This is a genomic window from Herbinix luporum, from assembly GCF_900070325.1.
GTDB lineage: Bacteria > Bacillota > Clostridia > Lachnospirales > Lachnospiraceae > Mobilitalea > Mobilitalea luporum.
In genome coordinates, this window is the sequence record NZ_LN879430.1 from 815632 (window position 1) to 834410 (window position 18779).

Annotated in this window: 18 protein-coding genes; 13 read left to right on the forward strand and 5 right to left on the reverse strand. The window is 32.2% G+C overall.

The window, feature by feature from the left end; all coding sequences use genetic code 11:
- The first annotated feature begins 6 nt into the window (after positions 1 to 6).
- The 3 genes from SD1D_RS03730 to SD1D_RS03740 all read left to right on the forward strand — a co-directional run bounded on the left by SD1D_RS03730 (position 7) and on the right by SD1D_RS03740 (position 3801).
- Positions 7 to 1434, forward strand: coding sequence for a type I restriction-modification system subunit M (locus tag SD1D_RS03730; protein ID WP_058257676.1), 1428 nt, complete (start codon positions 7 to 9; stop codon positions 1432 to 1434).
- The gene (locus tag SD1D_RS03735) at positions 1431 to 2921 is read left to right on the forward strand and encodes a restriction endonuclease subunit S (protein WP_087758753.1); all 1491 of its coding nucleotides are present in this window, start codon (positions 1431 to 1433) and stop codon (positions 2919 to 2921) included. Before SD1D_RS03730 ends, SD1D_RS03735 begins: the two co-directional genes overlap by 4 nt.
- A 292-nt stretch (positions 2922 to 3213) precedes the next feature.
- Positions 3214 to 3801: a tyrosine-type recombinase/integrase gene (locus tag SD1D_RS03740; RefSeq protein ID WP_058257677.1), complete on the forward strand. Its 588-nt coding sequence runs from the start codon at positions 3214 to 3216 to the stop codon at positions 3799 to 3801.
- A 179-nt stretch (positions 3802 to 3980) separates the two neighbouring features.
- Here the strand turns inward: SD1D_RS03740 and SD1D_RS03745 are convergent, their stop codons facing one another.
- Positions 3981 to 5090, reverse strand: coding sequence for a hypothetical protein (locus SD1D_RS03745; protein ID WP_058257678.1), 1110 nt, complete (start codon positions 5088 to 5090; stop codon positions 3981 to 3983).
- Between the two features lie 256 nt (positions 5091 to 5346).
- Between SD1D_RS03745 and SD1D_RS03750 the strand changes: the two genes are divergently transcribed.
- The 5 genes from SD1D_RS03750 (at position 5347) to SD1D_RS03765 (ending at position 9479) form a co-directional block, all read left to right on the forward strand.
- Positions 5347 to 6078 carry a DUF6602 domain-containing protein gene (locus SD1D_RS03750; protein WP_058257679.1) on the forward strand — a complete coding sequence of 244 codons (732 nt, stop codon included), beginning with the start codon at positions 5347 to 5349 and terminating at the stop codon, positions 6076 to 6078.
- Positions 6079 to 6134: 56 nt separating this feature from the next.
- Positions 6135 to 7253 (forward strand): hypothetical protein, encoded by a 1119-nt coding sequence (locus SD1D_RS03755; protein WP_058257680.1) that lies wholly within the window; start codon positions 6135 to 6137, stop codon positions 7251 to 7253.
- A gap of 242 nt (positions 7254 to 7495) precedes the next feature.
- Positions 7496 to 8425, forward strand: a complete 930-nt coding sequence (locus tag SD1D_RS03760) for a ribonuclease HI (RefSeq protein ID WP_058257681.1) — start codon at positions 7496 to 7498, stop codon at positions 8423 to 8425.
- A 322-nt stretch (positions 8426 to 8747) separates the two neighbouring features.
- Entirely contained in the window at positions 8748 to 8912 is a 165-nt protein-coding gene (locus tag SD1D_RS12135; protein ID WP_023062707.1) for a hypothetical protein, read from the forward strand.
- Positions 8913 to 9086: 174 nt separating this feature from the next.
- Positions 9087 to 9479, forward strand: coding sequence for a 23S rRNA (pseudouridine(1915)-N(3))-methyltransferase RlmH (locus SD1D_RS03765; RefSeq protein WP_058257682.1), 393 nt, complete (start codon positions 9087 to 9089; stop codon positions 9477 to 9479).
- Between the two features lie 521 nt (positions 9480 to 10000).
- Here SD1D_RS03765 and SD1D_RS03770 read toward each other — a convergent pair.
- Positions 10001 to 10576 carry an N-acetylmuramoyl-L-alanine amidase family protein gene (locus tag SD1D_RS03770; RefSeq protein WP_058257683.1) on the reverse strand — a complete coding sequence of 192 codons (576 nt, stop codon included), beginning with the start codon at positions 10574 to 10576 and terminating at the stop codon, positions 10001 to 10003.
- A 289-nt stretch (positions 10577 to 10865) separates the two neighbouring features.
- Between SD1D_RS03770 and chvE the strand changes: the two genes are divergently transcribed.
- From chvE to asnA, 5 genes are all read left to right on the forward strand, one after another.
- Entirely contained in the window at positions 10866 to 11909 is a 1044-nt protein-coding gene (gene chvE / locus SD1D_RS03775; RefSeq protein WP_408606747.1) for a multiple monosaccharide ABC transporter substrate-binding protein, read from the forward strand.
- A gap of 85 nt (positions 11910 to 11994) precedes the next feature.
- Complete coding sequence (locus tag SD1D_RS03780) at positions 11995 to 13533, forward strand: sugar ABC transporter ATP-binding protein (RefSeq protein WP_058257685.1); 1539 nt, start codon at positions 11995 to 11997, stop codon at positions 13531 to 13533.
- 2 nt (positions 13534 to 13535) lie between these two features.
- Positions 13536 to 14705, forward strand: coding sequence for a multiple monosaccharide ABC transporter permease (mmsB, locus tag SD1D_RS03785; protein ID WP_058257686.1), 1170 nt, complete (start codon positions 13536 to 13538; stop codon positions 14703 to 14705).
- Between the two features lie 73 nt (positions 14706 to 14778).
- The gene (locus tag SD1D_RS03790; protein WP_058257687.1) at positions 14779 to 15093 is read left to right on the forward strand and encodes a hypothetical protein; all 315 of its coding nucleotides are present in this window, start codon (positions 14779 to 14781) and stop codon (positions 15091 to 15093) included.
- A 90-nt stretch (positions 15094 to 15183) separates the two neighbouring features.
- Complete coding sequence (gene asnA / locus SD1D_RS03795; RefSeq protein ID WP_058257688.1) at positions 15184 to 16191, forward strand: aspartate--ammonia ligase; 1008 nt, start codon at positions 15184 to 15186, stop codon at positions 16189 to 16191.
- Positions 16192 to 16324: 133 nt separating this feature from the next.
- On the opposite strand, the gene SD1D_RS03800 is transcribed toward asnA, so the two are convergent.
- Genes SD1D_RS03800 through SD1D_RS03810 form a run of 3 tightly spaced genes read right to left on the reverse strand, consistent with a single transcriptional unit; the run spans position 16325 to position 18650 of the window.
- Positions 16325 to 17173, reverse strand: coding sequence for an aldo/keto reductase (locus SD1D_RS03800; RefSeq protein ID WP_058257689.1), 849 nt, complete (start codon positions 17171 to 17173; stop codon positions 16325 to 16327).
- A 42-nt stretch (positions 17174 to 17215) separates the two neighbouring features.
- Positions 17216 to 18061 carry an HAD family hydrolase gene (locus tag SD1D_RS03805; RefSeq protein ID WP_058257690.1) on the reverse strand — a complete coding sequence of 282 codons (846 nt, stop codon included), beginning with the start codon at positions 18059 to 18061 and terminating at the stop codon, positions 17216 to 17218.
- Positions 18051 to 18650, reverse strand: a complete 600-nt coding sequence (locus SD1D_RS03810) for a GNAT family N-acetyltransferase (protein ID WP_058257691.1) — start codon at positions 18648 to 18650, stop codon at positions 18051 to 18053. The genes SD1D_RS03805 and SD1D_RS03810 overlap by 11 nt, the downstream gene beginning before the upstream one ends.
- Positions 18651 to 18779 lie beyond the last annotated feature (129 nt).

The window sequence follows — 18779 nt, forward strand, 5'->3', positions numbered from 1 at the left end:
GTACAAATGTCAATATCAGCAATTATAAAAGCAGTTCAGGATATTATGCGTCAGGATGCTGGCGTAGATGGAGATGCCCAAAGAATATCCCAACTCGTATGGATGATATTTTTAAAGGTGTTTGATGCAAAAGAAGAGGAATGGGAACTAATGGATGATGATTACACCCCAATTATTCCAGAAGGATTACGCTGGAGGGATTGGGCTGCTGATGATGAAGGAATTACAGGAGATGAACTTTTAGATTTTGTAAATAATAAACTATTTAAAGAATTAAAAGAAATGGAACTGGATGAAAACAGTAATCCAAAGGCTTTTATTGTAAAGGCCGTTTTTGAGGATTCCTATAACTATATGAAATCTGGAACCTTAATGAGGCAGGTAATCAATAAGTTAAATGAAATAGACTTCACAACTCAAAAAGACAGGCATTTATTTAATGATATCTATGAAAGCATATTAAGGGATTTACAAAGTGCAGGGAATGCAGGAGAATACTATACTCCAAGACCCGTAACTCAGTTCATGGTAGATATGGTTAACCCACAATTGGGAGAGAAGGTTTTGGACTTTGCCTGTGGTACTGGCGGCTTCCTTGTTTGTGCCTTGGAGCATTTAAAGAAGCAAGTAAAAAACATAGAAGATGAAAAAACTCTACAGGAGACCATATTAGGCATTGAAAAGAAACCTTTACCCTACATGCTGGCAGTAACAAATTTAATTCTCCATGATATCGATGAACCAAAGATAAGGCATGACAATTCATTAACTCGCAATGTAAGGGATTATAAGCCTATAGACAAAGTGGATATTATTGTGACTAATCCACCTTTTGGCGGAATTGAGGAAGATGGAATCCAGGTAAATTTTCCGCAACAATTTCAAACAAAGGAAACTGCTGACCTTTTTATGGTGCTTTTAATGTATCTGTTGAAAGATAACGGAAGGGCTGCAATTGTACTACCTGATGGATTCCTTTTCGGTGAAGGTGTAAAGACTACCATAAAGGAGAAATTGCTTGAGGAATTTAATCTTCATACAATAGTAAGGCTGCCTAATGGTGTATTTGCTCCATATACAGATATAAATACTAATCTTCTATTCTTTGAAAAAGGAAAATCAACAAAAGAAATTTGGTTCTTTGAGCATCCATTACCAGAAGGATATAAGAAATATACAAAGACAAAGCCAATAAGATATGAAGAGTTTGAACTTGAAAAACAGTGGTGGAATAACAGAGAAGAGAATGAATATGCTTGGAAGGTTAGTATAGAGGAGATAAAGAGCAGGAATTATAATCTGGATATTAAGAATCCTAATAAAGATAAACCAGATGATATTTTATCCTCTTCAGAATTGATATTAAAATTGGAGTCAAACATTAACAAATCAATTGCATTAATAAATAAAATTAAAATGGTGGTAAAAAAATGAAGGCATCTGAAAAGTTTAGATATTATATTAACAGTCCCATTGCATATATTAGTTATTATTTTACAGAATATCTCTTAAATTATGTTAAGAAAGAAAAATTAGAAATATATGTGGATGAAATAAAAACAGGAAAAACACCATCTAAAAACAATAAAGAATATTATAATAAAGAAGAATTTTCATGGTTTAAACCAGATGAAATAGGATATGAAATGTATTTATCTGAGTCGCAAAACAAAATCTCGAATTTGGCTGTTGAAAAAAAACAAGCAACTGTGTTTAAAAAGAATACATTGCTTATAACTTGTATTGGTGATATAGGAAGATTAGGTATATTAAAAAAAGAGGCTTCTTCAAATCAACAAATAACAGGAATATTATTTAAAGATAAAATACTTCCAGAATATGCATTCTATTATTTGTTATGTAGAAAAAATTTGTTTGAAGATAAATCTTCTTCTACTACTCTACCTATTTTAAATCAGAAAAAATTATTAAATATTGAAGTTAGATGTCCTAACTTTGAAATTCAGCGAGAATTCGTATCTTTTATGAATTATTGTATGAAATGTTTAGAAGACAGTAAAATACCATCATTTTTTAATTTTAATTTAGACAACCAAATATTCGAGTTTTCAAAAAAAGTTTTTGAATGTTACTATTTGCATATGCAATTACAAGAAACTAATGAAATAAATGCTATCTTAATATCAAAACTCCGCCATAGCATTCTTCAAGAAGCCGTACAGGGGAAACTTGTGCCGCAAGACCCTAATGATGAACCGGCAAGTGTTCTTTTAGAAAGAATAAAAGAAGAAAAAGAAAGGCTTATAAAGGAAGGCAAAATTAAAAAAGAAAAACCTCTGCCACCTATTTCAGAAGATGAAATTCCCTATGAATTACCAAAGGGATGGGAGTGGGTGAGGTTAGGTGATATTGGCGACTGGGGAGCAGGAGCAACACCATCAAGGCGTAATCCAAAATACTATAATGGTGAAATATTGTGGTTAAAAACAGGTGAGTTAAAGGATGGATATATAGATGATTCAGTAGAAAAAATCACTGAACTGGCACTAAAAGAGTGTTCGCTAAGATTAAATAAGCCTGGTGATATTTTAATTGCAATGTATGGAGCCACAATAGGCAAACTTGGAATATTAAATGTAGAAGCAACTACCAACCAAGCATGTTGTGGTTGTACTCCATTTTCACAAGTTTATAATAGATATTTATTTTATTTATTATTATCTTTGCGAGAAGAATTTAAAGGACAAGGTGCAGGTGGGGCACAGCCTAATATATCAAAGCAAAAAATTATAAATACTATTGCACCTTTACCTCCACTAAACGAACAAAAACGCATTGTAGAAAAAGTAGACCAATTAATGGCTTTATGTGATGAACTTGAAAAAAATATAGAGCAGTCTAAAAAAGATAGTGAAATGTTAATGCAATCTGTTTTACAGGAAGCATTTAAGGAAGCATAGCAAAAAGACTTTCGGGTAAGCCTGAAAGTCTTTTTGCTTAGTTTATTTTAAAATAATAGTAGAAATTTTGAAAAAGGACCTTACAACTTGGACAAATTGCGCTAAATTAAATTTAGAAGCAATAACTAGAAAGAAAATAATGGCTACTTATACTGATTAAAATATTGGTAAGTAATGTCCAACATACAATTAAGTTTTAGTATTCATTCCTATAAACTCAGATATATCAAGGCTTTTGCGGGAATCACAGTTGGACATTATGAATATATTGTCCAAGTTTAAGGAGGATGTTATGGATACCACAATAAAATATTTTACACAGGATGAATTAAGTAGGTTATTTAATGCAATAAAAAACTCTGGTGATAGGCATGCACTCCGTAATTTATGTATTTTTAGAGTAGCATATCGCTGCGGACTTAGAGCCACGGAAATCGGGCTATTAAAATTGGAATATTACAATAAAACCAAAGGAGAATTATACTGTAAGCGATTGAAAAGTAGTTGGAATAATACCATTGCCTTAGATAAACAAACTGTTAAAATTCTAAATCAATACATTAAAGAATATGGAGTTAAAGAAGAATCAGAGGTACTTTTTAAGAGCCAGGAGCAAAATCCAATCTCCAGGAAAATGCTGGACTACTTAATGAAGCGATACTGCCAAATGGCGAAAATCAAAGATGAAAACAAATGGCATTTTCACTGTTTGAAACATTCTACTGCAGTGCATCTAGCAGAATCAGACTTGGATATAAAAGAAGTTCAATTTTGGCTAGGACATAAATCTGTAAACTCTACTTTGTGCTATTTTCAATTTACTACCAAACAGCAAAAAATTATGCTTGAGAAATTAGAAAAACACAGTATGCTTGTGTAGAAGCACATGCACAAATAGGCCATTGTGTATCTCATTTAAAAAAGATACATAATGACCTTGACTTTATGCATATTAATTTAACTTTAACACGTGTTAAAGGTTATTACATGGTTATTATATAAAAGGTTTATTATGGTTATTTTCAAATAGGGGTTAATTTTACCTATGATATATAAGCATTACCCACCGCCATCTTCATAATAATACGCCTCTGTAGTGAATACTGAGGTCAATGCTACAGGTTTTATATAATATTTTTTCTGTGGTATATTACAAAATTTTAAAAGGGCTATTATCAATAATATTTTAAAAAGAGAAAATTGTAGGGTTGACTTAGTTGGTTCTTCAAAATTAGTAAAATCAATCTTTTGGCTTACTTTATATGGAAGGAAGACATAATTAATATTCTTTTCCTTTAATATTCTTAAATAATTGGTTTGTGTTTTTTTCGGATATTTTGCATTAATAAAATCTTCAGGTTTTTCGTTGAAATAGGTGATGAATTCTATTAAGTTTCTAGCCTTTACTTTACTGAATTCCTTTTTAATTCTGTTGATGACTTCTTGTTTGTATAAAAAGGAATTATCAAGACCGATGTCTTTAATAACTGATAAAAGTATGTTTTGGCAGAAATCTTTTCTCAGGACATCTTTTACTTTTCTGTTATTTTTAAAGTGGTATTTTACTGAGTGTTTTTTGAGTTGATATTCAAATCTTATGACATTTTCAATATTGTTTATTGATAAATCCTGAAATGATATTGAAGAAGGCTTATTATCAGCCCTAAATTCTATTTCATCTGATTTACTATAAATATTAATTGAACGGCTTTTGTTTCTAGCCTGTATCCCCATTGGATACGTATGTTTTTTCAGCCTGGGATAGTATAATTTCTTGAGACATTCCAGGTAAGTTATTTTATCTTTTACATTATCTGCATGTAAATGAACAAAAGGATGAATCTCTGAGCAAGTCCAATTCTCAAATGGAACTATACTACTGCTTGAGGGAAAAAGCCTTTTAATTCTATGGTTTACCAACTTAATAATTAGACTAGCATTGTTCAAATCAAATACTTTAGCATTTGTACCGTAATAAAATTTTGAAATACTGAATTTAATCAACAATATTCCCTGAGGAAAGTACCAAAATAGGAGATGCTTATCCTTCTTAAAATAAGAAACAGTACCATCCTTTCTATTTACCCATTTCCTCCAACCATTCTTTATAAGGTAATTTATATTAATATTGGTATATGTGTATGCTCGGATTGTGTCTACGGAAACCATGTGTTCACCTCCTTTCCCTAAATCCTTTTAGAGATTTGGAGGTAATTTTACATATCATCTTCCGAGATTCAAATTTTTAGGCGAAATATTTTAATAGATATTAATTGCATCCAATATCCAGGAGCGTATAGAGATTAAATAGAATAAAGTAAAAAAATGTATTATACTGTAATTAAGCAAAATCAAATATAACATGAGTAAAGATAAAAATAAAAATTAAATTTAAAAATAAAAAGATTTTGTGAGATGATAAAATTTGGATTTGATAAATTACTATAAGTCTATAGGTGAAGAAATTTGTTCGGCAAAAAATAGAATAAGATTTTTGATGAATGAAACTCATTTTCCAACAGATGGTGAATTAAAAGAATCGGTATTACGTCATGTTATAAGAAGGTATACGCCTGAACATATTAAAATTGCTAGAGGTTTTATTCATAATGGTGAAGAGTGTTCTAGCCAGGTAGATATTTTAGTGTATGATAGTAGATATCCTGTATTATTTAAGGAAGGTGACCTAGTATTTGTTACACCTGATTCAGTTAGAGCAGTAATAGAGGCAAAAACTAGGCAGAATATAACTGACTTGAGAGAAACATTATTAACATTAAATCGAATTGCTGAATTAGTAACAGATATAAACTGTTTTATAGGATTGTTTTCATATGAATATGAAAGAGAATATAGTAGAAACTTGATAGAGCGAGTAAGTGAAATTACTAATGTAGGTGGTAGGTCATATATTAATCATTTAGTACTAGGCAAAAATCTTTTTATGAAATATTGGACAAACGACCCAATAACAAATGAAGAATGCTCAAAATGGCATATCTATAAACTTAAAGATTTGTCCTACGCTTATTTTATTAATAATTTGCTAGATTATATTTCTAACGGCGCTGTGAGTATTAATCATAGAGCATGGTTCCCTTTAGACTCAAAAGAACGTTTTAAATTAGATGAGATAAGCCTTGAAGAACGGGCATAGATTTAAAGATTAATTTATAAAACTATTTACTTTTAATCAGTCGGGGGTAAGTGGGTTTGGATAATAGAAATAGACTAAGTAATAAATTGATATATGTTCAATTATTATTTTCTCTGACACCTAAAGAATATGGTGGAGTTGCCAATAGTGAAGTTAAAGAGATGATACAAGACTTATATAATTGGATTAAAAACTCGACAGATGAAGAATTATCAAAAAAAGAGAATGAAGTAAATGAGTTTTTAGACAGTATTATAAATAAGTATAAAGACAAATTTGAAAATATTAAGGATATAGATACTATTGCAAATGAATTTAATAGTTTTTTTAAGTGTAATAAAAATGTTTATTCGAAGGGTGTTGAATACGGCTGGTTAATTGAGACTTTTAATCACTTAAAGTTGCCTTATCCTAATTATTTGCCATACCAAACAAAAATTGGATTAGGAATTCATGCAGGAAAAATTAGTGTGGAAGAGGAGTTCTTATTAAAAGATGCTTTCTACCTTTTGGTAAAAGCAGAAGATACTTTTGATAAAATGCATCGATACGCTAATTTTGTAAAAGGAAATGAAAATAATAAAGAAAATCAATATATTTTAAGAGCACTAACAAATGCTAATCAAACTGTGGCAACTTATAGTAGGTTATCGATAATAAGTTTTTATTCATTTTTTGAAGCATTTATTAATAGTATTGGTTATGATTACTATTGCAGAAATATTGATAGGTTAACAAAAATTCAAAAGAATAATTTATTAGGAAGAAAAGACGACAAGCCTAACGATTTTCTTTCCATTGAGGAGAAAATTGAAAGACTACAGCAAATAATAAGAGAGGATAAAACAGTTGTACTAAGAATAAATAAAAAGAAAAGAACATCAAATGATTATAGATTTTTTTTTGGTGAAATGAAAAAATTAAGGAATTCTTCTGTCCATTTTTCTCCTGATAAAGAGAGCATTTGGAGAAAACCAGACGATTGGATAGAAAAAGCCCATAAAACATCAATATTAACATTGCAAATTAGTAGAGAAATCTGGAAAGCCATTTTCCCAACGAAGAATTTACCGGAGTATTTAAATGAATTGAAATTTGAACTGAATTATAATTTGGCTAAACAGAGGCTGCAAGATGTGGGCAAGGTTGAGAATAAAGAAATAATATCAGATTAATAAATATTATATTAGAAACTCCGTTATATTATATATTATTTAAGATAATGGAGTTTTTATATGTTCTATATATTATGAAACACGAAAATAATGTTATTTCGTGTTATTGCAAGAAATAATGAGAAAAACATAGAATAACACAGATATATTAAAGTATTGAATGATTATAGTTGTAATACTGGGATTTTGATGATATTCTCTTATTAAATAGTTAATAAGAGAAAGGATTTTTAGTTAAGTATATGGATGAACATACAAAAATATATACAGATGGTTCTTTTAAGAAGAACAAAGCAGGAATTAGTTTTTTAATAGTTAGCCCTGGTAAAAGTAAAATACTTGGATATACGAATTTAAGGTGTAAAAAAAATATACAAGCAGAATTACAGGCTGTAATACATGCACTGCAGTATTTATTAAATATCAGCATGAGTCTTGAAAATCAAAAAATAGAGATTATAACAGATGAAATATCTATTGTAGATGTTTTCATCAGCCAAAAGTATAAGATATGGGATGCTTGTCAGTGGAAAAAAGAAAATGGCGGGGCTGTAATAAAATGTGCCGAGGAATGGTTTATATTGTCTTGTCTAGTTAAAAAGATTGGGGATATGATAATATGCTTTACTAAAACATCTAAAGAGGATAGACAAAATATATTAGTTCATGGCTATGCAAATTATGCTAGAAAACTGCAATTCTGCAAGAAGAACAGTATACATATAATGGAAGCAGAGAATAATGAAGATTTTGTATTCAAAGAGATAGTTAACGTTTCTGAAAATAAAGAAGTGGATGAAATCCTCAATATGAAAAGACCGTGGAAAAGTAATAAGTATAAAGCAGATTTTAAGTGGTACATAGAAGGACAGCATGAGATAGTATATATCGACACACATGACATTATTATTACCGAAGAAATTCATTTAAATTGTAACAGTTTAAATTTTAATACATTATTTCGTACTGCAGCAGAATCTCATGCGATTTCATACCCTATTGCAGTCAGGCCACTGGGAAATGGAAAGTATTCACTGGTAGCGGGGATAACACGGTTAATTACTGCAAAGTTATTTGATATCTCGAGAGTACCTTGCGTAATAACAGATTTTTCAAATGAAGAATTTCTTAAGCAGAACTTAGTAAATATGGGGAAAATAATTAATAGATAAAGATGGTTATTTAATAAAAGAAGCCGATTTTAGAAATGATTTTCTTAATAGAAGAATAAAAAGAAAAATTATTTAGAAACATATATAATTAATATCTACAGTATAGAGAAATAGTCTTAAAATACTAAAAATGCAGGAGAAACGATTTTAAAGAATATAATTCTCTTTAGTATAATCTTTCTAATATGATTTTTTCTTTTTTAAACAGTATTTTTTTGTAATAACTGGAAGAAAGGAAATAAAAGATAAATGAACTCTTTCTTTTAGATTATGCTTTGAAAATTATAATGCATACAAAAAAGTAATATATGGGGGATGTAATTTGAAAAATAAAAGGAATCTGAAAAAACCGACTGAAAACAATAAAAAAGAGGCAAAGGGTTCTATTAATAGTATAAAGACAAAAGAACAGAAAGAAATAGAAATTTTAATGGATAGTGTCATATATGAAAACAGAGAGGCTCTTAAAGAGTTAGCAAAACAATAGATTATATAAAAAATTTTTTTGATTTTTTAAGAATGGGTAAGACAAATTCTATCTTTTCATAAATTTTTTGAAAATTACTGAGAAATTTTATAAATGTTTATAATTCTCTTACCCATTGTACATTAGTGATATAATTATTTTTATATAATTTTAAGTTATTGATGGGATGGGAATATGAAAATTAGAATTATTAACACAGAAAAGATAAAAGAAAAATATGTTAAAGATGCTATACAGGAGTATACTAAGCGTTTAAGCGCATACTGCAAAGTAGAATACGTAGAAGCGAAAAATCCATCCAAAGAAATAACCGATAAATCATATGTGATAAAAATTGATAAACATGGTGAGCAACTGTCTTCAGAACAATTAGCGGAGAAAGTTGTAGAGATAGGTGTAAGTGGTAATAGTCATATTACTATATTTTTAGGTGAGGATGATATCGAAGCAGACTATGTGTTATCTATTTCTCAGATGGATATTGATATTAATATATTATTGATTATTATTTATGAACAGATTTACAGGGCTTACCGTATCATTAACAATGCACCTTACCACAAATAGAATAACGCAAAATAAGCGCCAAAAGTATTAATCACATAGCATAGGTGCCTAAAAATAATTCACACAATATAAGTGCCAAAAACCTTTATCACACACTATAGGTGCCAAAAATCGATACATTAAGAAAACGCGCATTATACGTGCCAATAACACTTAATCTCACACCATGCGTGCCAAGAATTAATGTATTAGAAAAATCTCATACTATAAGTGCCAAAAACTGATGTAATCAATAAATCTCACAGTATAGGTACCAAAAAATAATAAAATTCATAAACCTCATAGTATAAGTGCCAAAAAAGCGCTATAATAAAAATCGCACAAAATAAGTGCCAAAATATATAGAGTCATGTATTCAGTAATACACGGTGAGCCATATCATAAGTAAGATTCTAATACTAATAACAAAATATAATAATGAAAAGCAGAAAGAAAGGGATAAGGATGGGCATAAATAAATTTATGTAACCTTATCCCTTTTTATATCTATAATTGATTAGTTTATTTACTATCATCATAAATTAAGTAGGTGAAAAACCAAAATACCTTAAAATACCAATATACATACCATAAGCAAATTGATATTGATTATCCCTTAGTTTCTGTGCATCTGAGGGATTGGTTAAATACCCTAATTCCACTAGAATAGAAGGCATTGTAGTACGTCTAAGCACATATAAGGTCTGATTAATTCTAATTCCGTTATTTCTGGTGCCAACGGTTTGTACAATTCCATCCATAACCTGTTGTGCCAGCCAGTTTGCCTGTGTACCATACTGATAAATATAAACTTCTGTACCGTTAATTGCCGGGTTTGGATTAGCATTACAATGGATACTTATAAAATAATTAGCAGGCCATTCATTGGCCATCCGAACTCGTTCGGCTAAGCTGCTTGCATTATTTGTACCCAGTACAGTAGTAGGAGTAGGTCTAGATAAACGGGCCTCGAATCTGCTGTCATTATTCAATAAATTGGCAAGAAACACCCCAACTTGATAAGTGATATCCTGCTCAAACAAGCCATGGCCTACGGCTCCGGCATTATGATAACCGGTAGGATTATGACCTTGGTCTATAAATATCTTAATAGCCATGAATTTTCTTTCCTTCCGAAATAATAAAGTTAATCATAATATCATATTCTTTTTTAAAAAAGTTGTTACTGGTACCGGATATCGTAAACAAACCACGAACGAATTATGAACAAAAATAAGCATTGTGTTCATAATTTGTTCACAGAATGTTTACGAGAACTGGTACCTTTGTTATGGAAATAAATGTAAAAACTGTAATAAGATTAATTGAACAAGTTTTTTTATTAATAACTTTCAAAAGGGAGGATTTTTTATGAGAAAAAAAGTGCTTGGTATTTTACTATGTGTGATGTTGGTTTCTTCTTTACTGGGAGCCTGTAAAAGTAAAGATACTGCTACCGATAGTAAAGGTAAAACAGTAGGAGTATGTATGCCCACTAAAGATTTGCAAAGGTGGAACCAAGACGGTGCCAATATGAAGAAAGAACTAGAGGCGGCAGGTTATAAGGTTGATTTACAGTATGCAAACAATGAAATTGCAACACAAGTTAATCAGATTGAGAATATGATTACCGGAGGTGTGGATATTTTGGTTATAGCCTCTATTGACGGTGCCTCCTTAGGAACTGTCCTTACAGATGCCAAGAAAAAAGGTATTCCTGTAATAGCATATGACCGGCTGATTATGGAAACCGATGCTGTGTCATACTATGCAACTTTTGATAACTATATGGTTGGTACTATACAAGGGGAGTATATAATAGAAGCCCTAGATCTTGAAAATCAGCAGGGTCCCTTTAATATTGAGCTTTTTACGGGATCCCCTGATGATAATAATGCCCGTTTCTTTTTTGCCGGAGCAATGGATGCCTTAAATCCTTATATTGAAAGCGGAAAACTAAATGTAGTATCAGGCCAGAAAGAATTTGAAGAGGTGGCTACTTTAAATTGGTCTACAGAAGCTGCCCAAAGTCGTATGGAAAATCTTATTACAGCTTATTATGCTGACGGTACCCCCTTAGATGCTGTTTTATCAAGCAATGACTCTTGTGCTATTGGTATAACAAATGCACTTGTAAATGCTGGTTTTTCAAAGGATAATTTCCCTATACTTACGGGCCAGGACTGTGATATCACAGCAATGAAAAATATTATAGCTGGGCTTCAATCAATGTCTATATTTAAAGATACCCGTAAACTGGCATCAAAGGTTGTTGAAATGATCGAAGCTATTGTAAGTGGGGATGAGGTTCCGGTAAATGATACAAAGACCTATGATAATGGAACCGGTATTATACCTACATATTTGTGTGAACCTGTATTTGCCGATATTAACAATTATAAAGAGTTATTGATTGATTCCGGTTATTATACAGATGATCAATTAAAGTAAATGTACTCATATTTTCTCGCAGAAAAGCTTAAGAGTTAAAATAGCTTATTAGTTAATTTAATATGCTTATGAAGGGGGTGTTAGTTTGGCTGATTTAATATTGGAAATGAAAAATATAACCAAGAGATTTTACGGCATAAAAGCATTGGATAATGTAAATCTTAGGGTGGAAGAAGGGGAAATCCATGCCTTGGTAGGAGAAAATGGAGCCGGTAAATCCACCTTAATGAATGTTCTAAGCGGCATCCATCCATATGGAAGTTATGAGGGACAGATATTCTTTATGGGTAAAGAATGCATGTTTAATAACATTAGGGACAGTGAAGATATGGGCATAGTTATTATTCATCAGGAGCTGGCCCTGGTACCTTTTATGACAATAGGAGAAAATATTTTCTTAGGAAATGAATGTGGCTCATTATTTAAAATAAATTGGGAAGAAACTTATTCGAGGGCGAAAAAATTACTGGAGATTGTAGGTCTGCAAGAAAGTCCAAGAACTCTTATTAAAGATATAAGTGTTGGTAAACAACAGTTGGTTGAAATTGCAAAAGCATTATCAAAGAATGTAAAACTTCTTATATTGGATGAACCAACAGCCTCTTTAAATGAAGCAGATTCAAGAAAACTTTTGGATTTACTTTTAGAATTTAAAAAGAAAGGTTTAACCTCAATTATAATTTCTCACAAACTAAATGAGATAGAGTATGTTGCCGATAAAATTACAATTATTAGGGACGGAGCCACCATAGAAACCCTAGATAAAAATAAAGATAAAATAAATGAAGACCGTATTATCAAATGTATGGTAGGAAGGGAGATATCAGATAGGTTCCCTAAAAGACAGGTAAATATATCAGAGGAAATAAGTTTGGAAGTAAGGAACTGGACCGTATTTCATCCTATTTATGAGGGCCGTAAGGTAGTGGATGATGTATCATTTTACATAAGAAAGGGAGAGGTTGTAGGCATTGCAGGCCTGATGGGAGCCGGCAGAACCGAACTGGCATTAAGTATATTTGGTAAAAGTTACGGAAGTAAAATAACCGGTAGCTTATTAATTAACGGTAAGAAGGTAAGGCTAAATAGCCCAAGGATGGCTATTGCCCATAAGCTTGCCTATATAACAGAGGATAGAAAAGGAGACGGCCTGATTTTATCAGCTCCAATCAGAGTCAACACAAGCTTAGGAAAAATGAAAAAAGTAAGCCGGCATAATATTATAGTTAATAATCTAGAGCGGAAGGCTGCCAATTATTATGTAGAGAAACTTAAGACCAAATGTAGCTCAATTGAGCAGGAGGTTGGTAGCCTAAGCGGGGGAAATCAACAAAAGGTTCTTGTGGGTAAATGGATGTTTACAGATCCGGATATTATGATACTTGATGAACCAACCCGGGGAATAGATGTGGGAGCTAAATATGAAATTTATTGTATAATTAACAGCTTGGTTGCAGAAGGAAAATCTATTCTTCTTATTTCATCAGAACTTCCTGAATTAATCGGTATCTGTGACAGGATCTATATTATGAATGAGGGAAAGATGGTAGGAGAAGTAGCAAAAGAAAAAGCAAGTCAGGAATATATTATGGGACAGATATTAAAATCTAGTAAAGGAGCGTAACTATGGATAAGGTAAAGAACATATTAAAGAAGAATACGATGCTTGCGGCGCTTATTATTGTAACTATTATCTTTGCCATAGGTACAAATGGGAAGCTACTGTATCCTAGAAATGTTGCCATATTAATAGGGCAAAACAGTTATGTGGTTATACTTGCTGTGGGTATGCTCTTATGTATACTTACAGGGGGAAATATTGACTTATCTATAGGATCAATTGTTGCACTTATAGGAGCTATAGGGGGAACTTTAATTGTAAACATGAAGCTAAACATATGGGTAGCGGTTATAATCTGTCTTTTAGTAGGAATTCTTATAGGTATATGGCAGGGATTTTGGATAGCATATATTCGAATACCTGCTTTTATCGTAACCTTGGCAGGAATGCTAATTTGGAGAGGATTAGCATTAATAGTCCTAGATGGTTTGACTATCAACCCGTTTCCCGATAATTATTTAAAGTTATTTAACAGTAATATACCAGATATTTTTGGAGGCAGAATTAATATAACATCTATATTAATCGGTTTTCTAATCTGTATCTTCTACATAGGTATGCAAATATTGGGAAGGATAAATACAATTAAAAAGGGCTACCAGCCTAAAAAACTTTCATCCATACTTATAAAAACCACGGTACTATGTTTTGTTATTATGCTTCTTGCATATACCTTGGCAAAGCATGAAGGTATACCTGTAATTCTACTTATTCTAACGGTGGTAATACTGATTTATTCATATTTTACAAGGAAAACCGTACCCGGCCGTTATATATATGCCATGGGTGGAAATGAAAAGGCAGCAAAGCTTTCGGGAATTAATACAAATCGGATTTTATTCTTTACTTATGTAAATATGGCCTTTCTAAGTGCTTTAGCTGCCTTGGTCTGTGTTGCCCGGTTTAATTCTGCCGCACCTACGGCAGGCCAGAACTACGAGATGGATGCCATAGGATCCTGTTTTATAGGGGGAGCTTCCGCATACGGTGGCATAGGCAAGGTTTCCGGAGTGGTTATAGGAGCAATATTTATGGGGGTCCTAAATAACGGTATGTCTATAATGGGTATAGATATGAATGTACAAAAGGTAGTAAAAGGATTAGTTCTTTTGGCAGCTGTAGCCTTTGATGTAATATCAAAATCAAGACATCTTGCATTCCATCAAAAAACCTGATAGAATTGTCTCAATTATCCGGTGACAGGTACTTTTAAAAGTACCTGTCACCGATCAAACAGGAGGGTAAAACATGAATGAAGAATTAAGTTATCTTGATGCTGATCTAAAGGGTTTATTTGTGGAAACAAAATATGATGATATGAAAAAATTGTTAGATGAAAGGTCCGATGAAGAGGTAAAAGAAATATACAATCATAATTGGGGTATAATAAAAAAATATTATGACAATGAGAATTTTGATTTACTGCAAAAACATATTAAATTTGTGGCATATTCATGTTTTGTAATAGAATATGCCCAGGATCGGGGATTAATTGGTGAAGATGTATTTGGTATTATGATGGCTGTATTTAATGATATATATGAAATAAGAAATAAAGAGTAACAGTTGACAAAGTTCCCTTATAATTGTAAAATGTGCTACACATTCTTTTTTATAATAAACAAGGGATGAAGTAAGGATTGGGAGGTAGTAATGAAATTTGTAATCCCCGAAGGCTATAAGCCACAATTAAGTATTAAAGAAACAGAAATTGCTATTAAAGAAGTAAAGGATTTTTTTGAAAGAGAACTGGCAAAACAGTTAAATCTTATTAGGGTTTCGGCACCATTATTCGTAAAAGCTGAGTCTGGCTTAAATGATAATTTAAGTGGCGTTGAAAGACCGGTTGCTTTTGGAATTAAGGAGCAGAACGATCAAATGGTTGAAATTGTACACTCCCTGGCAAAATGGAAGAGACAAGCCCTAAAGCGTTATGGTTTTGAGCTAGGTGAAGGTTTATATACAGATATGTATGCCATTCGCAGAGATGAGGAGACCGATAATATACATTCGATTCTAGTGGATCAATGGGATTGGGAAAAGATCATTAATAAAAGTGATAGAAATGAAGAAACCTTAAAAGATATTGTAAGGCATGTATATAAGGCTCTTAAAAACACTGAAATATTTATTGCAAATAAATATGATTATGTAAAGGAAATTCTTCCTGATGATATATACTTTATTACATCACAGGAGCTTGAGGATCGCTATCCTAACCTTACTTCTAAGGAAAGGGAGTATGAAATATCAAAGGAAAAGAAAGCCGTATTTATTATGCAGATTGGCGGTGCTTTAGCTTCCGGTAAGCCCCATGATGGAAGAGCTCCTGACTATGATGATTGGAAATTAAACGGTGATATTATTGTATATTATCCCGTACTTGATATTGCCATGGAATTTTCTTCTATGGGTATCCGTGTAGATGAAGAAAGCCTTAAAGAACAGCTTACCATTAGCGGTTGCCTAGACAGAGCCCAGTTGCCATTCCAAAAGGCACTGCTAAATAAGGAACTTCCCTATACCGTAGGTGGAGGTATTGGTCAATCTAGAATATGTATGTTCTATCTGCGTAAAGCCCACATAGGAGAAGTTCAAGCCTCTGTGTGGCCTGAGGATGTTATGAATGAAGCAGAAAAAAGAGGAATTATCCTTTTATAGTATTTGGATAAAATCTATTATATAAAAATATGTATGTAATATAAGAAGATGCTGTAAAAAAAATTAATCTCCATAAATTAGATTTTTCAGTCTAGTTTATGGAGATTTTTTTATAAATTATTAAAATATATCATTAAAATGGTGCAGTATCAGGGTGGGATCCGATTGATCCCTTGGCTTCAAGAACTTTCATAGCCTCTATATCTTCATCGGATAACTGAAAATCAAAGATATCAGCATTTTCTATAATTCTCTCCCTTTTTGAAGCCTTTGGAAGAGGTATAAATCCATGCTGGATACTCCAGCGTAGCAATACCTGAGCCACTGATTTATTATATTTTTTAGCAGTTTCAACTAATACAGGGTGGCTAAAATCTCCTCGTATTAAGGGACTATAGGCCTCAACTATAATTCTATGATTCTTGCAATATTCCACAATATCCCTTTGGACAAATTGGGGATGTAGTTCCAGCTGATTAACCATAGGGGCCACGGTTGCAGTTTCTAGTAAGGCCTCCAAATGAGTTTCTAAAAAGTTACTAACCCCGATAGCTTTAATCTTGCCTGCCTTATAAAGTTCTTCAAATGCTTTCCAGGTACCTTCATTTGCTTCTTTCCACATATCCCTTATAGCCAGAGGTCTTGGCCAATGAATCAGATATAAATCCAAGTACTCAATATCCAAATTCTCCATTGTCATTTCAAATTCTTTCATGGTCTTTTCGTAACCGTGGCTATTATTACTTAATTTTGATGTTACAAATAACTCATTTCTTTTAAGACCGCAAGTACGGATAGCCTTACCGACAGATTTTTCATTACCATACATAAAAGCGGTATCAATATGTCGGTATCCGCAGTCAATGGCTGTCTTAATAATATCCACAGTGGTATCTGCTTCAGGGAGTTTCCATGTTCCGAAGCCTATGCAGGGGATTTTTCCTCCGTTGGATAAAACATAATAGTCATTGATGCTATTCATAGTAGTTCCTCCTTCCAAAAAGCATAATCTTTTGCTGCAGGCTTAAATTTCAACTTTTTCTTTAATCCATAGGGCTATGGAATCTTCTGTATTTCTTCCTATTATTCCATCTGCTTTAAGTTTCAATTCCTTTATTGCATTCTCCACAGCATAAAATTTATCGCAGGCCTTAAGTAAGGCTATATCATTTTGATTATCACCAAAACCTATAATATTCTCCACTGAAAGATAGCTGCGGAGAAATTGTACACCATGGTATTTTGAGGCTTTCCTAGAGAAAATCTCAAGATACCACATATCCTTTGCGTAATTATCCCTATAGAATACACTATTTATATTAGGAAAAGTCTGAATTATCCGGTATATAGGCTCTAACTTCTCTTTATAATCCATTAGAACAAAATATATAAGGGGTTCATCCATTAAGAGGGAAAATTTATTGACAGCTATAAAAGGTTTATTGTATCTTTTAATCCTCTCTTCATAAAAATCTATAAGGGCCTTATTGCTTAGATCTTCATAGTAGGTGGAAAGCTCACCCTCTTTTATAGTATACATAAAACCTTTCAAACTATTTTCTTCAATTATAGATATCAGTAGACGGATATCTTCCTTATTAAAAGCTTCAATATTGATATATTCCTTCTTTATAGGGTCATAGATACATACACCGTTCATCAAAATTATTGGAAGGGTCAGTTTAAGGTCATTTATTATATACTTAACAGAGGCAATACTCCTTGCGGTGGCTATGGTAAATAGAATCCCCTTATCCATTAAACTGTTTAATATATTTATGGTTCTATGGGTAAGTTTAGCTTCGTTGTTAAGGAGAGTTCCGTCTAAATCAGAGACATAAAGGGTCTTAGACAGAAGCTTACTTTTCATTGGAACCTCCCAAATCATCCTTAAGAAGACCAAAGATATAATAATCTGTCATTACATTTAAAATAGCTCCGTTTCTTATATGGCCCTCCTGTCTAAAGCCTAGTTTTTCTGCAATTCTTGCAGAGGCGGGATTATTTGTAAAACACCGTATTTGCAGCCTCTCAAGTTTTAGAGTCTCAAAGGCAAAGTTAACAATTGCTTGTCCGGCTTCTGTAGCATAACCATGGCCCCAATAGTTCTTATTTAGCCGATATCCTATATCAGCCTGAAGGTCAAGCTGAAAATCATATAGAACAATTTCACCGATAACTTTACGGTTTTCTTTTAATTCCATAAGCCAGGTCAGTTCTCGGCCGGCTTTGTATTCCTTCATAGTTTCGTTATAATGAAAATCCAGCTTAAGTTGTTTTATAGGCCTTTTATCCGGATTTCTTTTTTCGTCATAAAGTCCCCAAAAACGGTATACACTGTAATCATTAATAAATTCTAAGCTATCCCTACCATCACTGTCACTTAAAGTAATTTGACGTAGAAGCAGGCGTTTGGTTTCTATAGAAGGCAGGGTTGGGAAGTATTTGGTAAAATCCAATCTTATTCTCCTTTCTCACATAGGATTTCCGGTCAATATAAGCTTATTATCCTACATAAGGAAAGAATTATCAATCTTATAGCACAGAAATATAGGTATAAATATTAATTATCATGTTAAATAACCCTA